The organism is Burkholderia sp. ABCPW 14 (genome assembly GCF_001523835.1).
GTDB lineage: Bacteria > Pseudomonadota > Gammaproteobacteria > Burkholderiales > Burkholderiaceae > Burkholderia > Burkholderia mayonis.
Map to the genome: position 1 here is coordinate 39152 of NZ_LOVS01000147.1, position 18181 is coordinate 57332.

Consider the following 18181-nt stretch of genomic DNA (forward strand, 5'->3'; position numbering starts at 1 on the left):
GCTATCACTACCAATCGCACACGATGAAACACACGCATGCCCTCGCGGCCGTGCTGGCCGCGCTCGCCCTGACCACGGCGCAGTTCGCCTCGGCCGTCTCCGTTCCCTCGAACGTCGTTCTCGCCGATCAGCAGGATCTGACGCGGCAGGTGCCCGCCGAAGTCGAATCGCTCGATCCCGCTCACATCGAATCGTGGACCGGCAACACGATCGGTCTCGATCTGTTCGAAGGGCTCGCGCGCATCGCCGCGGACGGGAGCGTGGTGCCGGGCGTCGCGCAGTCGTGGGAGCACAAGGCGCCGGATACGTGGATCTTCAAGCTGCGCCGCGACGCGAAGTGGAGCAACGGCCAGCCGGTGACGGCCGCCGATTTCGTGTATTCGTGGCAGCGTCTCGCCGATCCGAAGACGGGCTCGAAATACACGATCCTCGTCGAGTTCGTGAAGAACGCGTCGGCGATCGTTGCGGGCAAGCAGCCGCCGACGAACCTGGGCATTCGCGCGGTTGACCCGTACACGGTCGAAGTGACGACCGAGGTGCCGGTGTCGTACTTCCCCGAGCTGACCGCGATGGCGCCGCTCACGCCCGTCAACAAGGACACGGTGACGAAGTTCGGCGGCGCATGGACGCAGCCGAAGAACATCGTGAGCAATGGCCCGTACACGCTCGTCGACTGGCAGCCGAACAACCGCATCTTGATGGCGAAGAGCGGCAAGTACTGGAACGCGCGCAACGTCGTGATCCGCAAGGTCACCTATCTGCCGATCGAGAACGACGAGACCGCGCTGCGGATGTACCAGGCGGGCCAGATCGATTACACGTATTCGATTCCCGCGGGCGGCTTCGGCCAGGTCAGCAAGCAGTTCGGCAAGGAGTTGCGGCCGGGGTTGCAGCTTGCGACGTATTACTACTTCCTGAAGAACAGCGACCCGGCGCTGAAGGACAAGCGCGTGCGGGAGGCGCTTGCGATGGTGCTCGATCGCGAGATCCTGACGTCGAAGATCACGCAGGCGGGCGAAGTGCCGATGTACGGGCTGATGCCGAAGGGCGTGAAGGGCGTGCAGCGGCCGTTCACGCCGGACTGGGCGTCGTGGCCGATGGGCAAACGCGTCGAGTATGCGAAGAACCTGCTGAAGCAGGCGGGCTACGGCGACTCGAATCCGCTCACGTTCACGCTGACCTACAACACGAACGACCTGCACAAGAAGGTTGCGCTTTTCGCGGCGTCCGAATGGCGCACGAAGCTCGGCGTGACGGCGAAGCTCGAGAACGTCGAGTTCAAGGTGCTGATGAAGCAACGTCATGACGGCAAGGTGCAGGTCGCGCGCGACGGCTGGTTCGCCGACTACAACGACGCAATGACGTTCTTCGACCTGATTCGCTGCGGCAGCCCGCAGAACACGGTCGGCTATTGCAATCCGAAGGTCGACGCGCTCGTCGCCGAAGCGAACCAGAAGCTCGACGACGGCTCGCGCACGGCGCTCCTCACGCAGGCGCACGATCTCGCGATGAGCGACTATCCGATGGTGTCGCTCTTCCAGTATTCGGCGGACCGTCTCGTGAAGCCGTATGTCGCCGGCTACACGCTGACGAACTACATCGACATGCGCGCGTCGCAGGACATGTATCTGACCAAGCACTGAGCGGAGCCGATCATGCTGGCCTATGCATTGCGGCGCACGCTATGGGCGGTGCCGACGATTCTCGCCGTCATCACCGTCTGCTATCTGCTGCTGCATTTCACGCCCGGCGGGCCATTCGACAGCGAGAAGCAGATGTCCGCCGCGACGCTCGCGAACCTGAACGCGAAGTACCACCTCGACGAGCCGCTGTGGAAGCAGTACCTGCTGTATCTCGGCTCGCTGCTGCACGGCGATCTCGGTCCGTCGTTCCGTTATACGGACTGGACCGTCAACGATCTCGTGCGCAAGGCGCTGCCCGTGAGTCTCGGCGTCGGCGGCGTGTCGATTCCGCTGTCGATCGTGCTCGGCGTGCTGCTCGGCACGATCGCGGCCGTGCGGCGCGACAGCATCGTCGATCGCGTCGTGATGCTGATCGGCAACTTCGGCAACGTGATTCCGCCGTTCGTGCTCGGCCCCGTGCTCGTGCTGATCTTCGCGATCCTGCTGAAGACGTCCGAGGGCGCCGGCTGGCTGCCCGCGGGCGGCTGGGGCGACGGCGGCTGGCGCTATCGCGTGCTGCCCGTCGCGCTGCTCACGCTGATCAACGTGTCGCTGCTCGCGCGCGTGATGCGCGGCTCGATGATCGAGACGCTGTCGAGCAACTTCATCCGCACCGCGCGCGCGAAAGGCCTGCCCGGCCGCACGATCGTGATGCGCCATGCGCTGAAGCCCGCGCTGATGCCCGTCGTGTCGCTGTTCGGCACGGTCTGCATCTCGTCGATCACCGCGGCCGTCGTGACGGAATCGGTGTTCGCGCTGCCGGGCCTCGGACAGCTCGTCGTCAACGGCGCGATCAATCGCGACTACACGCTCGTACTCGGTCTCGTCGTGCTGACGACCGTCTGCGCGGTGCTGTTCAACCTGCTGGTCGATCTCGCCTACGCTTGGCTCGATCCGCGCATCCGTTATTGAGAGGGCGACGCGATGACGCCTGTTTCTCCTTCGATCGATCTGCCGCAGCCGGCCGATGCGCCGCCGCGCTCGCGCACGCCGCTCGAGCTCGCCGCACGGCGCTTCGTGCGCAACCGCGCGGCGCTTGCGAGCCTTGCGGTGCTCGTGCTGATCACGCTCGCGTGCTTCGTCGGGCCGCTTCTTTCTCCTAACGATCCGGCCGCGAGCGACTGGTCGTCGATCAGCCTCGCGCCGACGCTCGCGAACATGCACTGGCTCGGCACCGACGAGCTCGGCCGCGATCTGCTCGTGCGCACGCTGGTTGGCGGGCGCGTGTCGCTCGAAGTCGGCTTGCTCGGCACGCTCGTGTCGGGACTCTTCGGCGTTGCGTGGGGCGCAATCGCGGGCTTTGCCGGCGGACGCGCCGACGCGACGATGATGCGGATCGTCGACATGATGTATGCGATTCCGTATCTGCTGATCGCGATCCTGATGATGACGCTGTTCGGCCGCTCGTTCATCCTCGTCGTGCTGACGATCAGTGCGTTCTCGTGGCTCGACATGGCGCGCGTCGTGCGCGGCCAGACGCTGTCGCTGCGCACGCGCGAGTTCGTCGACGCGGCGCGCGCGATCGGCGTCGCCCCCGCGACGATCGTCCGGCGCCACATCGTGCCGAATCTGCTCGGCGTCGTGGTCGTCTACGCGACCGTCAGCGTGCCGACGATCGTGCTGACCGAATCGGTGCTGTCGTTCCTCGGACTCGGCGTGCAGGAGCCGATGACGAGCTGGGGCGTCCTGATCCAGGACGGCGCGCAGAAGCTCGAAGCGATGCCGTGGCTGCTCCTCGCGCCCGCGGTGATGCTGTGCGTGACGCTCTACTGCGTGAACTTCGTCGGCGACGGTCTGCGCGACGCACTCGACCCGAAGGACCGCTGAGATGGCGCTACTCGAAGTCAAGAATCTCGGCGTGCGCTTCACGCGCCGGGAAGGCGAGCCGGTCGACGCTGTGTCGGGGGTGTCGTTCTCGCTCGACGCGGGCAAGACGCTCGGCATCGTCGGCGAATCGGGCTCCGGCAAGAGCCAGACGGTGATGGCGCTGCTGGGCCTGCTCGCGGGCAACGGCTCGACGTCCGGCGAAGCGCTGTTCGACGGCGAGAACCTGCTCGACATGGGCATGCGGCAGTTGAACGAAGTGCGCGGCAACCGGATCGGGATGATCTTCCAGGACCCGATGACGTCGCTCAATCCGTTCCTGACGATCGAGCGGCAGATGACAGAGAGCCTGCAACTGCATCGGAAGATGTCGCGCAAGGACGCGATCGGGCGCGCGATCGAAGCGCTCGAAGCGGTCAGGATTCCTGACGCCGCGCGCCGGATCGGGATGTACCCGCACGAGTTCTCGGGCGGCATGCGTCAGCGCGTGATGATCGCGATGGCGCTGCTGCTCGAGCCCGAGATCCTGATCGCCGACGAGCCGACGACCGCGCTCGACGTCACCGTGCAGGCGCAGATCATCGAGCTGCTGCGCGAGCTGAACCGCGAGCACGGCACGTCGATCGTGCTGATCACGCACGACATGGGCGTCGTTGCGGGGCTCGCGGACGACGTGATGGTGATGTATGCGGGCCGTACGGTCGAATACGCGAGCGCCGACGCGATCTTCGCCGCGCCGTCGCATCCGTACACGATCGGCCTGCTGAACGCGCTGCCGCGACTCGACGCGCCCGACGACACGCCGCTTGTCGCGATTCCCGGCAACCCGCCGCTACCCGGCCAAGGCATGCTCGGCTGCGCGTTCGCGAAGCGCTGTTCGCATGCATCGGATCGGTGCGGCGCCGAGCGCCCCGAGCTGATCGCCTATTCGGACACGGGCGCCGTGCGCGCGTGTCATCGGCCCATTGCGGAAATCATGGGAGGGCTGCGATGAGCGCCGCGACCGATCTCGTTTCTTCGACTTCGTCGTTCGTTTCCGCTTCGCCGGACGCGCCGGGCGGCGTCGGACCCTCCGGTGTCGGTGCGCCGGACGCAGGTGCGCGAGGCAACGACGCTTCGCACGACGCCGATGCGCTGCTGTCGGTGCGCGATCTCAAGGTGCATTTCCGCGTGCCGCTCGGCGGCTACCCGTGGTCGCCCAAAGGCACGCTGCGCGCGGTCGACGGCGTGTCGTTCGACGTGAAGCGCGGCGAGACCGTCGGGCTCGTCGGCGAATCGGGTTGCGGCAAGTCGACGCTCGCACGCGCGCTGATCGGCCTCGTACCGGTCACGGCGGGCACCGTGCAATGGCGCGGCGAGCCGATCGTGAGCGGCGCGCGCCGCGACGCGCGCAAGATCCGCCGCGAGATGCAGATGATCTTTCAGGATCCGCTCGCGTCGCTCGATCCACGGATGACGATCGAGCAGGTCGTCGCCGAGCCGCTCGTCACGCATCGGCCGGGCATCGGCCGCGAAGAAGTGCGCCGCCGCGTGCTGACGATGCTCGAGCGCGTCGGCCTGAACGTCCATCATCTGCTTCGTTATCCGCACGAATTTTCCGGCGGCCAGTGCCAGCGCGTCGGCATTGCGCGCGCGTTGATCGGCGAGCCGCATCTCGTGATCTGCGACGAGCCCGTGTCCGCGCTCGACGTGTCGATCCAGGCGCAGATCGTCAACTTGCTGCGCGATCTGCAGCGCGAGCTGTCGTTGTCCTATCTGTTCGTCGCGCACGATCTCGCGGTCGTCAAGGCGATCAGCCAGCGCGTGCTCGTGATGTATCTCGGCCGCGTGATGGAATTCGGCACGCGCCGCGACGTGTACGGCGCGCCTCAGCATCCGTACACGCGTGCGCTGCTCGCCGCCGCGCCGACGCCGGAGCCCGCGCGCGAGCGCGCGCGGCGGCCGCTGTTGCTCGCGAGCGAGATGCCGTCTCCGCTCGATCCGCCTTCGGGCTGCGCGTTCCGCACGCGATGTCCGGAAGCGATCGACGCCTGCGCGCGCGAGGTGCCGCAGCCCGAGGTGCGCGGCGGATCGGCCGCGCGCGTCGCTTGCATTCGGGCCGGCATCGCGGGCGCGCGACGCTGAGCAGTACCGACAAAGACACAACAAGCCAACAGGGGTGTGGACGGCGCGGAGGATCTTCGCGTCGTGGGAAGGCGCGTCGTCACGGCGGCGCGCCGGGGTGTCGCCGGCCGCGATGCGCGGCCGGCGCGTGGGTCGTCAACATAAAAAGAGAAGCGCAATGACACAACATCAATCGATGAAGAGGGTCGCGCGAGCAGTCCTGCTCGCGTGGGGACTGCCGATGCTCGCCGGCGTGTCGATCGCCGGCGCGGCGCGTGCGGATGACGCGGCGCCGGCCGCGCCGGCTCAGGCGGCGCCCGCCGCGACGCTTGCGCAGCAGGCGACGACGCCAAACGCGATCATCAACGCCGACGCCACGCAGGAGATCATGCCGCCGGAGCCGGTGTCGAGCCAGTCGAAGTCGAAGGGCTTCATTGCCGACAGTCATTTCGACGTGCTGTTGCGCAACTACTCGGACGTGCTCGATTCGAAGGGCGGACCGCATCGCCACGCGTGGGTCCAGGGTGTGATGGCGAACTTCGAGTCCGGCTATACGGGCGGGCTGATCGGCTTCGGCGTCGACGCGTCGATTTACGCGGCACTGAAGCTCGACGGCGGCGCGGGCGCGGGCAACATGGTGCACATCGCGAAGGGCGGCGGCGGCTCGAACCAGCTCGCATGGGCGTTTCCCGGCATCTACGACGTGAAGGCGCGCATTTCGAACACGGTGATCAAGTACGGTTTGCAGGCGGTCGACAATCCGTTCATGGAGCAGCACGATAACCGCGCGCTGCCGCCGACGTTCCTCGGCGCGACGATCGTCAGCAACGAATTCAAGAACGTGATGCTCGAAGCGGGCAGCTTCACGAAGACGAACGCGCGCGGCCACACGACGCTCACGAACCTGACGACCCAATACGGCGGCACGCGCGTCGATCGCTTCACGTACCTGGGCGGCACCTGGGATTATTCGTCGGCGGGCTCGGCGTCGTTCTACGCGAGCCAGGCCGACGACGTATGGCGCCAGTACTACGGCTCGGTCAAGCAGAGCTACGGCTCGCCGCAGGCGATCAAGTGGACGGGCTTTGGCAACTTCTATTCGACGCACGACACGGGCGACGCGCGCCAGGGCAAGATCGACAACAACGCGTACAGCCTGTCGCTCGCCGCGCAGCACGGTCCGCACGAGCTGCTGCTCGGCTATCAGCAGGTGCTCGGCGACCAATTCTTCGATTACCTGAACGAAACGAACGGCATCTTCCTCGTCGATTCGATGGACGTCGACTACAACGCGCCGCACGAAAAATCGCTGCAGTTGCGCTATACGTTCTACGGCAAGGAGGCGGGGCTGCCCGGCTTCAAGGCGATGGTGTGGGGCGTGACGGGCTGGGGCGCGGATGGCTCCGCGAGCGCGGCGCTCGATCCGACGCGCTCGAGCATCTACTGGAAGGACGGCGCGCCGGTGCAGGGCCGCCACCACGAGTTCGGCTTCATCCCATCGTACACGATCCAGAGCGGCAAGTTCAAGGACACGAAGATCACGTTCATCGCGATGTGGCACGTCGGCTCGACGCACTACTCGGACAGCACCAACCAGGAATACCGGCTGGTCGTGAACGTGCCGGTGAAGGTGTTCTGAGCATTCCGAAACGATTCGCGCGGCGGCGCAAGCTCGGCTGCCGCCCGACATCGACATTTCTGCGGCGGCATGCGGCCCGCGTCCGAATGCGCAAGCCGCCGCCGTTCGCCGCGCCCCGGACGATGCGCGTGCACGCAGCCGCGCATCCGTTCGATCAGGCGGTCTTCGTTGCGGGGGCGAGCACCGCTTCGCTCGCTGCTTGCGGATCGAGTTCGATCAATTGCCGGCCCGTGTCGCGCCATGCGTCGAGGCCGCCGCGAAGTGCGAGCGCGTCGGCAAAGCCGGCCTGCTTGAGGCGCTGAGCCATCAGCGCCGCCGACACTTCGTTCGGGCACGAGCAATAGATCACGAATTTCTGCGTCGCCGGATAGTGCGCGACGATGGCGTGCAGATCGCGTTCGTCGGCGAACTGCGCGCCCGGGATCGCGTACGGATCGAGCTTGCGGTGCTCGGGCGAGCGCGCGTCGACGATGACCGGCGCGGGATCGGCTTGCAGCAACTGGCCGAGTTCGTCGACGTCGATCCGCGCGTTCGCGAGCTGGCGAATCAGCGCGCGGCGGCGCATCCAGCGCGTGGCCGTATAGAGCGCGAGCAGCACGACGATCACGACGAGCACCGCGCGGCCGAGCCGGTTCGCGCCGGTGAAAAGCCAATCGATCTGTTTCGCGAACACGAACCCGACGGCGATGCCGCAGCTCGCCCACAGCAGCGCGCCAAGGCCGTCGTAGCCGACGAACGTCCGATAGCGCGTGCCGAGCGCGCCCGCCATCGGCACCGAGATCAGCGACAGACCGGGGATGAAGCGCGCGACGGCGAGCACGCGCACGCCCCAGCGGCCGAAGAAGCGTTCGGTTTTTTTCACGCAGCTGTCACGCGACAGCGAAAGCTTGCATAAGGTTTTCAGCGCGCGGCCGCCGAAATGCCGGCCGGCGACGTACCACGCGGTGTCGCCGATCAGCGCCGCGAGCACCGCGAGTGCGAGCACGGGCGCGAGCTGCGCGCCGATCGCGTCCGGATGCAGCGTCGCCATTGCGCCGAACAGCACGAGCGTCGGCATGGCGGGCACGGGCAGGCCGATCGCGGCCGCGAGCACGTTGGCGAACACGATGAGCGGCCCGAAACGGGCGACGAGATCATGAAGCATGACGAAACGATGGAGGGTCGCCGCGAGAAGCGCGCGGCATGGAGCGCGTGGATGTGCCGATTATCGGCTATTTTCGGGAAGGGGATCACAGCGCGCATCGGCGCGCGGCGGAGACGGTGAGGGCGCGGGTCGGCCGCGGCCTCACCATGGCGGCGGGATCAGGGCGTCGTGCTGCGGACGAGCGGGGTGGTGCCGTGCGTTTCGCCCGGCAGTTCCGCGCCGTGCGAACGAATCGCGGCGATCAACTCGGCGGGCGTGATTTCGTAGCGTACTTCCCGATGGATGCCGGGCTTGCGTTCGTCGATTTCGATGAGCAGTACGCTTTTGCCGTCTTCGGTGGCCGCGAGACGCAGCGAGCGAAGCTCGCGGCCGTCGGCCGGATCGAATTCGGTCAGCAGGGTCATGGCCCCGGAAGAACCGGTCGTGCGCATTGAACGTGTCCTCGTGTCGTGAAGTAGGAAATGTTGCTTTGCGGACTGCTTGAATGCAGTTTAACCGAACCGGGCGGCGGCAATGAGAATTTCGCGAGGCGTTCGATCGGTATGGCCGGGCGGCCTGGCGGAGCGTTGCCGCGCGTTGCGCGGCGGGCCCGTCGGCGTTCGCGTAAATCCGCATGTTGCGGCGGCGCGTCACGATAAAAGTATGAGAGAAAACGGAATCGGCCCGGCGCGCCGTCGAGCGGCGGGCGCCGGGCCGATTTGTTCGCCGGCGCTTCGTCGAAGCCGGCCGGCGGCCGTCGCGAGACGGGCGCGTTGTGCCCGTCGTCATTGCGCCCGTCGTCAGATCACACGAGCCCCGTCAGATAATAGACGGCGATCACGAAGAACACCGCGAGCGTCTTGATGATGGTCACCGCGAAGATGTCGCGATACGACTCGCGGTGCGTGAGGCCCGTCACCGCGAGCAGCGTGATCACCGCGCCGTTGTGCGGCAGCGTGTCCATGCCGCCGCTTGCCATCGCGACGACCCGGTGCAGCACGTCCATCGGAATCTGCGCGGCCTGCGCGCCCTTGATGAAGAGATCCGACATCGCCGCGAGCGCGATGCTCATCCCGCCCGACGCCGAGCCCGTGATCCCCGCGAGCGAGCTGACCGACACAGCGGCGTTGACGAGCGGATTCGGGATGTGCTTCAGCGCATCGCCGACGACGATGAAGCCCGGCAGCGCGGCGATCACGCCGCCGAAGCCGTATTCGGACGCGGTGTTCATCGCGGCGAGGAGCGCGCCGCCGACTGCCGCCTTGGTACCGGTCGCAAAGCGCTCGTGCACGCGCTTGAACGCGGTGATGACGACGAGCAGGATGCCGAGCAACAGCGCCGCTTCAACCGACCAGATCGCGACGACGGTCTTGATCGGCGTCGTGATCGGCGCGTGGACGCCGGGCAGCACGTCGGGCGGCACCGTGTACGACGCGCCGCCGTACCACACTGGAATCAGTTTCGTCAGCGTGAAGTTCGCGACGCCGACGAGCACGAGCGGCGACACCGCGAGGATCGGATGCGGCAGCGACTGCGTTTCGACGCGCTCGGGCTCGTTGATGAGCGACGTGCCGTAGCCTTCGCCGCGCGCGAGCGCCGAGCGGCGGCGCCATTCGAGATACGACAGGCCGACGACGATGATGAACACCGACCCGATCGTGCCGAGCGCGGGCGCGGCCCACGCGGTGGTCTTGAAGAACGTCGTCGGGATGATGTTCTGGATCTGCGGCGTGCCCGGCAGCGAGTCCATCGTGAACGAGAACGCGCCGAGCGCGATCGCGCCCGGCATCAGCCGCTTCGGAATGTTGCTCTGACGATAGAGCTCGGCCGCGAACGGATAGACGGCGAACACCACGACGAACAGCGACACGCCGCCATAGGTGAGGAGCGCGCAGACCGCGACGATCACCGCATTCGCGCGCGAGCGGCCGATGTAGCGGATCGCGGCCGCGACGATCGCCTCGGAGAAGCCGGATAGCTCGATGACCTTGCCGAACACCGCGCCGAGCAGGAACACCGGGAAGTAGAGTTTGACGAAGCCGACCATCTTTTCCATGAAGATGCCGGAGAAGACGGGGGCGACGGCGGCGGGATCGGTCAGCAGCACCGCGCCCAGCGCGGCGACGGGCGCGAACAGGATCACGCTGTAGCCGCGGTACGCGGCGAACATCAGGAAGGCCAGCGCAGCGAGGACGATCAAGAATGACAAGAGAGTCTCCTAAATCTTGGTTGTTGTGCGGGCGGGCGCGCCAGACAGACGGCGCGACGCTCCGGCAGCACTTCCGCAGGATTCGTGCCATCGGCCGTGCGGCGGGCCGCAGCCGCGCCGGCAGCGGGGCGTGCTGGGTCGCCGGCTGCCGGCTGCGTCCGATTCTACAGAAAACGTCTCTATGTGTAGACGAATGCGGTGCGGCCGGCGTCTCGATCGGCCCGCCAGGCTTGTGCGGCGGCCTCTTGCTGTCTGTCTCCTGCGTGAGATAATCCGTCTCGCTTTGTGGACAAGAAAGAAATAGTGGAGACGAACGCACAGATTTCGGACGGCTGGGTCGCGCTGCCCGTCGATTACGGCGACGTGCTGCGGCGCGCGGCGGAGTCCCTTTTCAAGACCTTCGAGCATTCGAGCGTCGGCACGCTGATCGTCGACAAGGATGCGCGCGTCGTCTGGATCAATCAGCGCTATGCCGCGCGCTTCGGCTTTGCCGATCCGCTGCAGGCGATCGGCCGCGATTGCGAGGCGGTGATTCCGCACAGCCTGATGCGCGAGGTGGTCGCGACCGGCCGCCCGATCCTGCTCGACATCATGGAGACCGGCCGCGAGCCGCTCATCGTCACGCGCCTGCCGCTCACGGGCGAGGCGGGCGAGACCGTCGGCGCGATCGGCTTCGCGCTGTTCGATGAGCTGAAGACGCTGACGCCGCTCTTTTCCCGCTACATGCAGCTCCAGCAGGAACTGATCGCGACGCAGCGCTCGCTCGCGCAGGCGCGGCGTCCGAAATACACGTTCGCGAGCTTTGTCGGCACGAGCGCGGTGAGCCTCGAAACGAAGCGGCAGGGGCGGCGCGCCGCGCAGGTCGATTCGCCCGTCTTGCTGCTCGGCGAGACGGGCACCGGCAAGGAACTGCTCGCCCATGCGATTCATGCGGCGTCCGCGCGCGCGCTGAAGCCGCTTGTGACGGTCAACGTCGCGGCGATTCCCGACGCGCTGCTCGAAACCGAGTTCTTCGGCGCGGCACCGGGCGCGTATACGGGCGCGGACCGCAAGGGCCGCGTCGGCAAGTTCGAGCTCGCCGACGGCGGCACGCTCTTTCTCGACGAAATCGGCGACATGCCGCTGCCGCTGCAGGGCAAGCTGCTGCGCGTGCTGCAGGACAAGGAGTTCGAGCCGGTCGGCTCGAACCGGATCGTGCGCGCGAACGTGCGGATCATCGCGGCGACGTCGGCCGAGCTGCCGGCGCTCGTCGCCGAGGGGCGCTTTCGCGCGGATCTCTATTACCGGCTGAACGTGCTGACGATCCTTGCGCCGCCGCTGCGCGAGCGCGCATCGGATATCGAGGCGCTCGTCTATACGATGCTCGAGGCGCTTGCCGCGCAGCACGGACTTGCCGAGCACTGCGAACTGACCGACGATGCGCTGCGTCTGCTGTGTGCCTATCCGTGGCCCGGCAACGTGCGCGAACTACGCAACACGCTCGAGCGTGCGCTGATGCTGTCCGATCGCGCGCTGATCGATGCGCGCGCGCTCGCGCCGTTCATCGGGCCGGGGCGCGGGGCGGCCGCGGTTTCCGGTGCCGCGCCCGGCGCCGGCGCAAGTGCGACGGCCGGTGCGGGTTCCGTCTCCGGCGCGGTATCGACGGTTGCGTCCGATGCGCGCGCCGCGTCTTCGTCCTATGCGTCCGCGTATGCCGCGTGGGAGCGCCAGTTCCTGATGGACGCCCTGGCCGCATGCAACGGCAAGGTAACGGAGGCGGCCGCGCGCATTGGCATCGGGCGCGCGACGTTCTACAAGAAGCTCGCGGCGCTCGGCATCGACACATAGCAGACCGAAGCGCGGCACGCATTCGCCGCGCTGGTGTCGACGCTCGCGCGTGAGCGGGCGTATCCGCATGGAGGTTGCGATGAAGCGCATCGAGCTCGCCGCATCGTGCATGGCGCTCGCGGTCGCCGCGCATGCGTTCGCGCAGGACGGCGGCGTGCCGTCTGCATCGTTCGTATCGACTGCAACGTCGAGGTTGGTGACGTCGAAGACTTCGGTGCCTGCGTCATCTGTGTCATCTGTGTCATCGACGTCGTCCGCATCGTCGGGATCGTCTGCTTCGGTCGAGCGACGCAATTGGTACGACGATCCTTTTTTTGCATTGTCGAATGCGATTGCCGAATGCCCGGTTCCGCTCGGTCCGTTGATGACGCGTGCGCAAATGGAGGACGATGCGCATTACCGCGTCGAGCGCGGAACGACTTGCTGGCTCGCGCATCGCTGTAGCAAACCGAATTCCTATTTATATGACAAGCCGATTGCCGAAGAACTGAAAAAGGAATTTGCCGGCGGCGATGCGGCTTTGGCCGGCACGAGCATCTGGATCACGATTCAGCGCCGCTTCATTTATGCCGAGGGATGCGCGCCGGCGTCGTTCGATCGCGATGCGTTGCGACGCAGGCTCGAGGCGCTGCCCGACGTCGAGCAAGTATTCATTCGGCTTACCGACGATCCGCACGGCCGTGCGCCCTATAAGACACTCGTTGCGCCCGATTGATCCTTTGTCGCTTGGCTTGGCATATACTCGCGTCGTCCAAGAAGAAAGCGGAGCGATAGGCAGATTCATGAAACAGACGGGTGCGCCGGCGCCGGGGCAATGCGGCGCGTTCTTGCGAACAGGATTTTTGATTGCTTTAATAGTGGGGCTTTCAAGCTGCGGAGGTAGCGCGCCGCTGTTTACGTCCGACGGGCGTTCGACCACGATGGTCCAGTGCCCCGCCGGCGGTCCTTGGGACACCTGCATTCAGAATGCGCGCGGCATTTGCGGCGGCGATTTCGATACGATCAGGCAATCGGTCGATAACGGCGTGCGGAACCTTCTCTTCGCATGCAAGGCTGGAAATGGCTTTTGAGCATCGCTTGCGGGATATGAAAGCAACGCGAAAAATGTTCGATTGATTTGGAATTGATTTATATACTTTCATCTATAAATAACGAGACGGAGCTTCATCCATATGGCGACCTATAGGCAACTGACTGCACAGCTCGAAAAACTTCAACAGAAAATCGACAAGGAACGCGAAAAAGCGATCGCGGACGCCATTGCCGATATCAGGGCGAAGATCGAGGAATACGACATCACACCGGACGAGTTGGGATTCAAGAGTATCAAGACGACGGCGAAGCCGAAGCGCCCGCTGCCGCCGAAGTACCTCAATCCGAAGACGGGCGAGACCTGGAGCGGCCGCGGCCGTGCGCCGGCTTGGCTCGGCAAGAATCGCAACCGTTTCCTGATCAAGGACTGATCCCGAAAACCCTCACCTTTGGCGCCTTGAACGACGGTGCGAATGGCAAACCGGCCATTCGCACCGTTTTGTTTTTGGCACGCGGTTCGTTTGTTTCACGGCGGTCGCGCGATTTCGCGCCGCAGGTGGTTGTGCGTAGATTCGACGTTGAAACGACTGGGTTTAGTCAGATATTGCGTTATTTCACGTTCGATTCGAACTTGCCGATTCGGCGAAATTGTTTCACGCTGCATCGTGCAAACGGGACGCCGTACGCGGTTTTTTCCGTTTCGATTTGCGATATTTGCGCAGCCCGGCGCGCAATCCCGAACATCCTCACCTTGGCTCCCGAAAACGCTCACCTTTGGCGGCGAGGCGCGAGTCCTGTTTCCGCACCATCCGCGTTTCGTCTTGCGCTCGGATCGGGAGCACGAAACGCGATTCGATTGCGACGCCGAGAAAGCGGCGGCGCGCCGATACGTTGATTCGTCTGTCCAATCCCGCGACGCGATATGCGGAAATGGATAACGCGTCCGAACCGTGGGCCCGCGCAGGCGACCTTCTTGAGACGGGTTTCTCAATCGAACGGCACGCCGCTTGATGCATGTCGTCGCCGGTGTGAATGGAAAACGATCGTTATCCGCGGAAGAAGCGCTCTTCAATGCCTCGCCGTGCCGGTTAGCGCATATTTGCGTTCGTCGCGAAGCGCGAGCACATGTGTATCGCGAGCGGCGCACCGTTTGCGAGACCGCGAGCGAAGGGCCGTTCGACGATGCGATATGCGATGTGGCGGCTGTTCTTGCACGCGGCTGCGATCGTACCGCGCGGCTACGCCACGATTTCGACTCCACTCGAACTTCGAACTGTATCGTTCGATTGCAGGCGTAGTGGACCTGCGCAATGCGCGGAGAGTGTCTGCTATTCGGCAACGCATCAATTTTTCTGGCCTGGCTTTTCCGATTCTTCATTCGGCGCGATCGAATTTTCGAGACGGCGGTTTCAAAACGAATGCGCGTGCCTTTTAATGCTGTGCGGCGAGGCACAGCGAGATGCGAGACTGGACGCAGACGCGTAAGCAGTTTCGAATTTCGACCGCCGGAGTCGAAACCGCGGGGGCTGGGGTCATTCGAGCGGACCGTGGTTGGCTGCGTTGTCGGTAGCCGTGTCGCCGGCCGAGTCGGCGAGGCAAGCGCGTCGAGCATCACGCGCAGCGTGTCCGCGACGGCGTGTTTGCGGTGCGAGCAGCACGCAGCTTCGTCAAAGAGGCGGGGCGTCGTCGCCGGGAGCGCGGTTTGCTCGATGCATCCGTTCATCCTTGTCTTGCTCCATTTCGAAAGACCGGTATCCCCGACCCGCGTTTTCGGCGGAGAAGGGCTTGTTCGCCACCGACGGGGCGGCCTCGGTATTGATGATGCCGATGCTTGCGCGAATCGGCGATTCGGCCGAACGGCATATAGGCGTCGCCCGGCGCTTCGCCTATCCTATGGACTCGCAGGCTAGGTCCGGCAGGGCTGCGCCTTCGATCGTCGTCGCTCAATCCTTTCAGCGGAGCTGCCGTGACCGTTCGCAATCTCGATGCGTTGTTCCAGCCGACCTCCGTCGCCGTGGTCGGCGCCTCGCCGCGTCCCGGCAGCGTCGGCGCGATGGTCTGGGCGTGCGTGCTCGATGGCCGGTTCGGCGGCACGATCTGGCCCGTCAATCCTAAATACGGCGAACTGAACGGGCACAAGGTGTACCCGTACGTCGATCAACTGCCGAGCGCGCCGTCGGTCGCGCTCGTCTGCACGCCGCCCGCGACGTGGCCCGGCATCGTGCGCAAGCTCGGCGGCCTGGGCGTCCGCGCGGCGATCATCGTCGGCGAGGTCCGTTCGAGCACGGATCGGGCCGCGCTCGAACGGACGCTCGCCGCGGCAAAGCCGTACCTGCTGCGCATCGTCGGGCCGGGTAGCCTCGGTGTCGTCTCGCCCGTGCTGAATGCGCATTTCGGCGCGCCGGCGTGCATCGTCAAGGCGGGCGGGGTCGCGTGGGTGTCGCAATCGAACGCATTGACGAACGCGGTGCTCGGCTGGGCGCATGCGCGCGGACTCGGTTTCTCGCACGCCGTCGCGCTCGGCAGCGAGGCGGACGTCGACGCGGCCGACGTGCTCGATTACCTGGCGAGCGATGCCGCGACGCGCGCGATCCTGCTCGAGCTCGACACGGTGAAGTCGGCACGCAAGTTCATGTCGGCCGCGCGCGCGGCGGCGCGCAACAAGCCGGTGCTCGCGCTACGCACCGGACGCGGCGATTCGGGCGACCTGCTCTATACGGCGGCGTTTCAGCGCGCCGGGATGGTTCGCGTCGAGGCGCTCGACGATCTCCTCGACGAAATCGAAACGCTCGGCGTCGGCCAGGCGGCGGCGAGCGGCGCGGCGACGCTCGTGACGAGCGACAAGGGCGTCGCCAAGCTGGCGGTCGATGCGCTCGCGGCGGCGGGCGAGACGCTTGCGCAATGGCCGCAGGCTGCCCTCGACGAAGTCGCCGGCGCGCTGCCTGCCGGAATCACCGCCGGCAATCCGTTGCTGCTCGGCGACGATGCGCGTCCCGAATATTTCGGCGCGGCATTGAAGGCCCTCGCGCAGCATCCGCCGACGGGCACCGTGTTCGTCGTTCACGCGACGTCGCATAGCGCGCCTGCCGGCGACGTTGCAAGCGCGTTGATCGAATCGCGCAAGTTCGCGCGCCGCGGCATGCTCGCGTGCTTCTTCGGCGGCGTCGATGCCGCCACGCGCGATGCGTTGCACGAGCACGGCATTCCCGTGCACACGACGCCGCAGCGTCTCGCGCGCGCGCATGCGCGTCTCGTCGACTATCAACTGGGCCGCGAGTTGTTGATGCAGACGCCGGAGGGCTCGCCGCCGCAACCCGCGGCGTCGGTCTCGGCTGCGCAAGAGGTCGTGCGCACGGCGCTCGCGCAGGGGCGCGACGCATTCGAAGGCGATGCGGCGCTCGGCTGGCTCGCCGGCTTCGGCGTCGAGCGCGCAACCGATGCGGACGTCGGCGATGCGATCGTCGACATCACGGTCGAGATGTTCGACGACCAGAACTTCGGTCCGGTATTCCGTTATTCGGTGCCGCCGGTGGACGGCGTTTCGGCGCCGTTCGTCGTCTACGGGCTGCCGCCCTTCAATACCGTGCTGGCGCGAGCGGTCGTCGCGCGGTCGCCGTATGCGCGCCGTGCGCCGCCCGGGCCGCTGCTGCATGCGTTGACCGCGCTTTCGCAAGCCGTGTGCGAGGTGCGCGAAGTCGTGCAGATGTCGCTCGTGTTGCGCGTGCGGCCCGAGCGCGTCGTCGCGGTCGCACCGCACATCCGGCTCGCGACGGGGCGCAGCCGGCTGGCGATCGTCCCGTATCCCCGTTATCTGGAGCAGAAGATCGACTGGCGCGGCGAGCACGTCACGGTGCGCCCGATTCGTCCCGAGGACGAGGATGCGCATCGCGAGTTGCTGAGCGCGATGACGCCGGACGATTTGCGGATGCGTTTCTTCGGCGCGATACGCAACTTCGATCATTCGCAGATCGCGCGGATGACGCAGATCGATTACGACCGCGAGATGGCGTTGATTGCGACGGTCGACGACGCCGACGGCCGTGCGCATACGCTCGGCGCTGTACGCGCGGTGACCGATCCGGACAACGAAGCAACGGAATTTGCGATCGCGGTGCGGCCCGATCAGAAGGGCAAGGGACTTGGACGACTGCTGATGGGACGCATCATCGAATATGTGCGTTCGCGCGGAACGGGCTGGATGATCGGCGAGGCGCTGCGCGAGAACACGGCGATGATCTCGCTTGCGAAAGACAGCGGCTTCACCGTGTCGGCGACGGAAGAGCCGGGGGTGGTCGGTTTCAGGTTGAAGCTGCAGCAGTGATGCGGCCGTACGGCGTGCGTCGTCGCACGCGTGCATCCGGTGGACGAGTCGGGTTGTCGTCGCGGTATGCGGTCGGTGTCGCCGACGCTTTTCAATCCAATGCTGCCCGGGGCTGCCGATGAGTTGGATGTTGCCGAAGCCGTCGAAGCCGCCAACATCGCTGACGGCTGACGGCTGACGGCTGACGACTGACGACTGACGACGTCCTCGATGCTCCGCGCCACCAACACCACCAACACGATTTCTCGGCGGTGAGATCTTACGGGATATGAAATCGGGAGAGAGGTGAGGTTTTCCGGGAGAAGGCTCGACCGATGCGCATCGCGCAGCGCTCCTCATCGACCGCATCGGGCGGCGACGCACCGGCGGCATGCACGAACGCGCATCCGCCGATCCGTCGCGCCTGAATGCGCGAGGAAGA

Annotated in this window: 14 protein-coding genes and 1 pseudogene; 11 read left to right on the forward strand and 4 right to left on the reverse strand. The window is 65.9% G+C overall.

The window, feature by feature from the left end; genetic code table 11:
* Nucleotides 1-23: 23 nt before the first annotated feature.
* The 6 genes from WS62_RS22575 (at nucleotide 24) to WS62_RS22600 (ending at nucleotide 7248) form a co-directional block, all read left to right on the forward strand.
* On the forward strand, nucleotides 24-1643 hold the full coding sequence (locus tag WS62_RS22575; protein WP_156441087.1) for a peptide ABC transporter substrate-binding protein: 1620 nt from the start codon (nucleotides 24-26) through the stop codon (nucleotides 1641-1643).
* A 12-nt stretch (nucleotides 1644-1655) separates the two neighbouring features.
* Nucleotides 1656-2594 carry an ABC transporter permease subunit gene (locus tag WS62_RS22580; RefSeq protein WP_066493110.1) on the forward strand — a complete coding sequence of 313 codons (939 nt, stop codon included), beginning with the start codon at nucleotides 1656-1658 and terminating at the stop codon, nucleotides 2592-2594.
* 12 nt (nucleotides 2595-2606) lie between these two features.
* Nucleotides 2607-3509, forward strand: coding sequence for an ABC transporter permease (locus tag WS62_RS22585; protein WP_066575494.1), 903 nt, complete (start codon nucleotides 2607-2609; stop codon nucleotides 3507-3509).
* Nucleotide 3510: 1 nt separating this feature from the next.
* The gene (locus WS62_RS22590; RefSeq protein WP_066575499.1) at nucleotides 3511-4500 is read left to right on the forward strand and encodes an ABC transporter ATP-binding protein; all 990 of its coding nucleotides are present in this window, start codon (nucleotides 3511-3513) and stop codon (nucleotides 4498-4500) included.
* A complete protein-coding gene (locus WS62_RS22595) occupies nucleotides 4497-5630 on the forward strand; it encodes an ABC transporter ATP-binding protein (protein WP_066575500.1) in 1134 nt (377 codons plus the stop codon). Before WS62_RS22590 ends, WS62_RS22595 begins: the two co-directional genes overlap by 4 nt.
* A gap of 157 nt (nucleotides 5631-5787) precedes the next feature.
* On the forward strand, nucleotides 5788-7248 hold the full coding sequence (locus WS62_RS22600) for an OprD family porin (RefSeq protein ID WP_066575501.1): 1461 nt from the start codon (nucleotides 5788-5790) through the stop codon (nucleotides 7246-7248).
* A gap of 154 nt (nucleotides 7249-7402) precedes the next feature.
* Here the strand turns inward: WS62_RS22600 and WS62_RS22605 are convergent, their stop codons facing one another.
* The 4 genes and pseudogenes from WS62_RS22605 to WS62_RS22615 all read right to left on the reverse strand — a co-directional run bounded on the left by WS62_RS22605 (nucleotide 7403) and on the right by WS62_RS22615 (nucleotide 10580).
* Nucleotides 7403-8392, reverse strand: coding sequence for a DedA family protein/thiosulfate sulfurtransferase GlpE (locus WS62_RS22605; RefSeq protein ID WP_066575506.1), 990 nt, complete (start codon nucleotides 8390-8392; stop codon nucleotides 7403-7405).
* A 158-nt stretch (nucleotides 8393-8550) separates the two neighbouring features.
* The gene (locus WS62_RS22610; RefSeq protein ID WP_066493121.1) at nucleotides 8551-8823 is read right to left on the reverse strand and encodes an ATPase; all 273 of its coding nucleotides are present in this window, start codon (nucleotides 8821-8823) and stop codon (nucleotides 8551-8553) included.
* A pseudogene (locus tag WS62_RS38895) lies at nucleotides 8793-9025 on the reverse strand (hypothetical protein). The gene WS62_RS22610 and the pseudogene WS62_RS38895 overlap by 31 nt, the downstream one beginning before the upstream one ends.
* A gap of 151 nt (nucleotides 9026-9176) precedes the next feature.
* The gene (locus tag WS62_RS22615; protein WP_066575507.1) at nucleotides 9177-10580 is read right to left on the reverse strand and encodes a GntP family permease; all 1404 of its coding nucleotides are present in this window, start codon (nucleotides 10578-10580) and stop codon (nucleotides 9177-9179) included.
* 285 nt (nucleotides 10581-10865) lie between these two features.
* Between WS62_RS22615 and WS62_RS22620 the strand changes: the two genes are divergently transcribed.
* The 5 genes from WS62_RS22620 to WS62_RS22635 all read left to right on the forward strand — a co-directional run bounded on the left by WS62_RS22620 (nucleotide 10866) and on the right by WS62_RS22635 (nucleotide 17760).
* The gene (locus WS62_RS22620; protein WP_066575508.1) at nucleotides 10866-12407 is read left to right on the forward strand and encodes a sigma-54 interaction domain-containing protein; all 1542 of its coding nucleotides are present in this window, start codon (nucleotides 10866-10868) and stop codon (nucleotides 12405-12407) included.
* 109 nt (nucleotides 12408-12516) lie between these two features.
* The gene (locus WS62_RS22625) at nucleotides 12517-13122 is read left to right on the forward strand and encodes a BON domain-containing protein (RefSeq protein ID WP_442855097.1); all 606 of its coding nucleotides are present in this window, start codon (nucleotides 12517-12519) and stop codon (nucleotides 13120-13122) included.
* Between the two features lie 67 nt (nucleotides 13123-13189).
* Nucleotides 13190-13477: a hypothetical protein gene (locus tag WS62_RS37565; RefSeq protein ID WP_197422906.1), complete on the forward strand. Its 288-nt coding sequence runs from the start codon at nucleotides 13190-13192 to the stop codon at nucleotides 13475-13477.
* A gap of 102 nt (nucleotides 13478-13579) precedes the next feature.
* Nucleotides 13580-13870 carry an H-NS histone family protein gene (locus tag WS62_RS22630; protein WP_066493124.1) on the forward strand — a complete coding sequence of 97 codons (291 nt, stop codon included), beginning with the start codon at nucleotides 13580-13582 and terminating at the stop codon, nucleotides 13868-13870.
* Nucleotides 13871-15405: 1535 nt separating this feature from the next.
* A complete protein-coding gene (locus WS62_RS22635) occupies nucleotides 15406-17760 on the forward strand; it encodes a bifunctional acetate--CoA ligase family protein/GNAT family N-acetyltransferase (RefSeq protein WP_066575510.1) in 2355 nt (784 codons plus the stop codon).
* Nucleotides 17761-18181: the final 421 nt, after the last annotated feature.

Coding starts and splice junctions, on each gene's coding strand:
- WS62_RS22575 (WP_156441087.1), top strand. CDS start 24: ATGAAACACACGCATGCCCTCGCGGCCGTGCTGGCCGCGCTCGCCCTG.
- WS62_RS22625 (WP_442855097.1), top strand. CDS start 12,517: ATGGCGCTCGCGGTCGCCGCGCATGCGTTCGCGCAGGACGGCGGCGTG.
- WS62_RS22585 (WP_066575494.1), top strand. CDS start 2,607: ATGACGCCTGTTTCTCCTTCGATCGATCTGCCGCAGCCGGCCGATGCG.
- WS62_RS22605 (WP_066575506.1), bottom strand. CDS start 8,392: ATGCTTCATGATCTCGTCGCCCGTTTCGGGCCGCTCATCGTGTTCGCC.
- WS62_RS37565 (WP_197422906.1), top strand. CDS start 13,190: ATGAAACAGACGGGTGCGCCGGCGCCGGGGCAATGCGGCGCGTTCTTG.
- WS62_RS22580 (WP_066493110.1), top strand. CDS start 1,656: ATGCTGGCCTATGCATTGCGGCGCACGCTATGGGCGGTGCCGACGATT.
- WS62_RS22590 (WP_066575499.1), top strand. CDS start 3,511: ATGGCGCTACTCGAAGTCAAGAATCTCGGCGTGCGCTTCACGCGCCGG.
- WS62_RS22595 (WP_066575500.1), top strand. CDS start 4,497: ATGAGCGCCGCGACCGATCTCGTTTCTTCGACTTCGTCGTTCGTTTCC.
- WS62_RS22630 (WP_066493124.1), top strand. CDS start 13,580: ATGGCGACCTATAGGCAACTGACTGCACAGCTCGAAAAACTTCAACAG.
- WS62_RS22600 (WP_066575501.1), top strand. CDS start 5,788: ATGACACAACATCAATCGATGAAGAGGGTCGCGCGAGCAGTCCTGCTC.
- WS62_RS22610 (WP_066493121.1), bottom strand. CDS start 8,823: ATGCGCACGACCGGTTCTTCCGGGGCCATGACCCTGCTGACCGAATTC.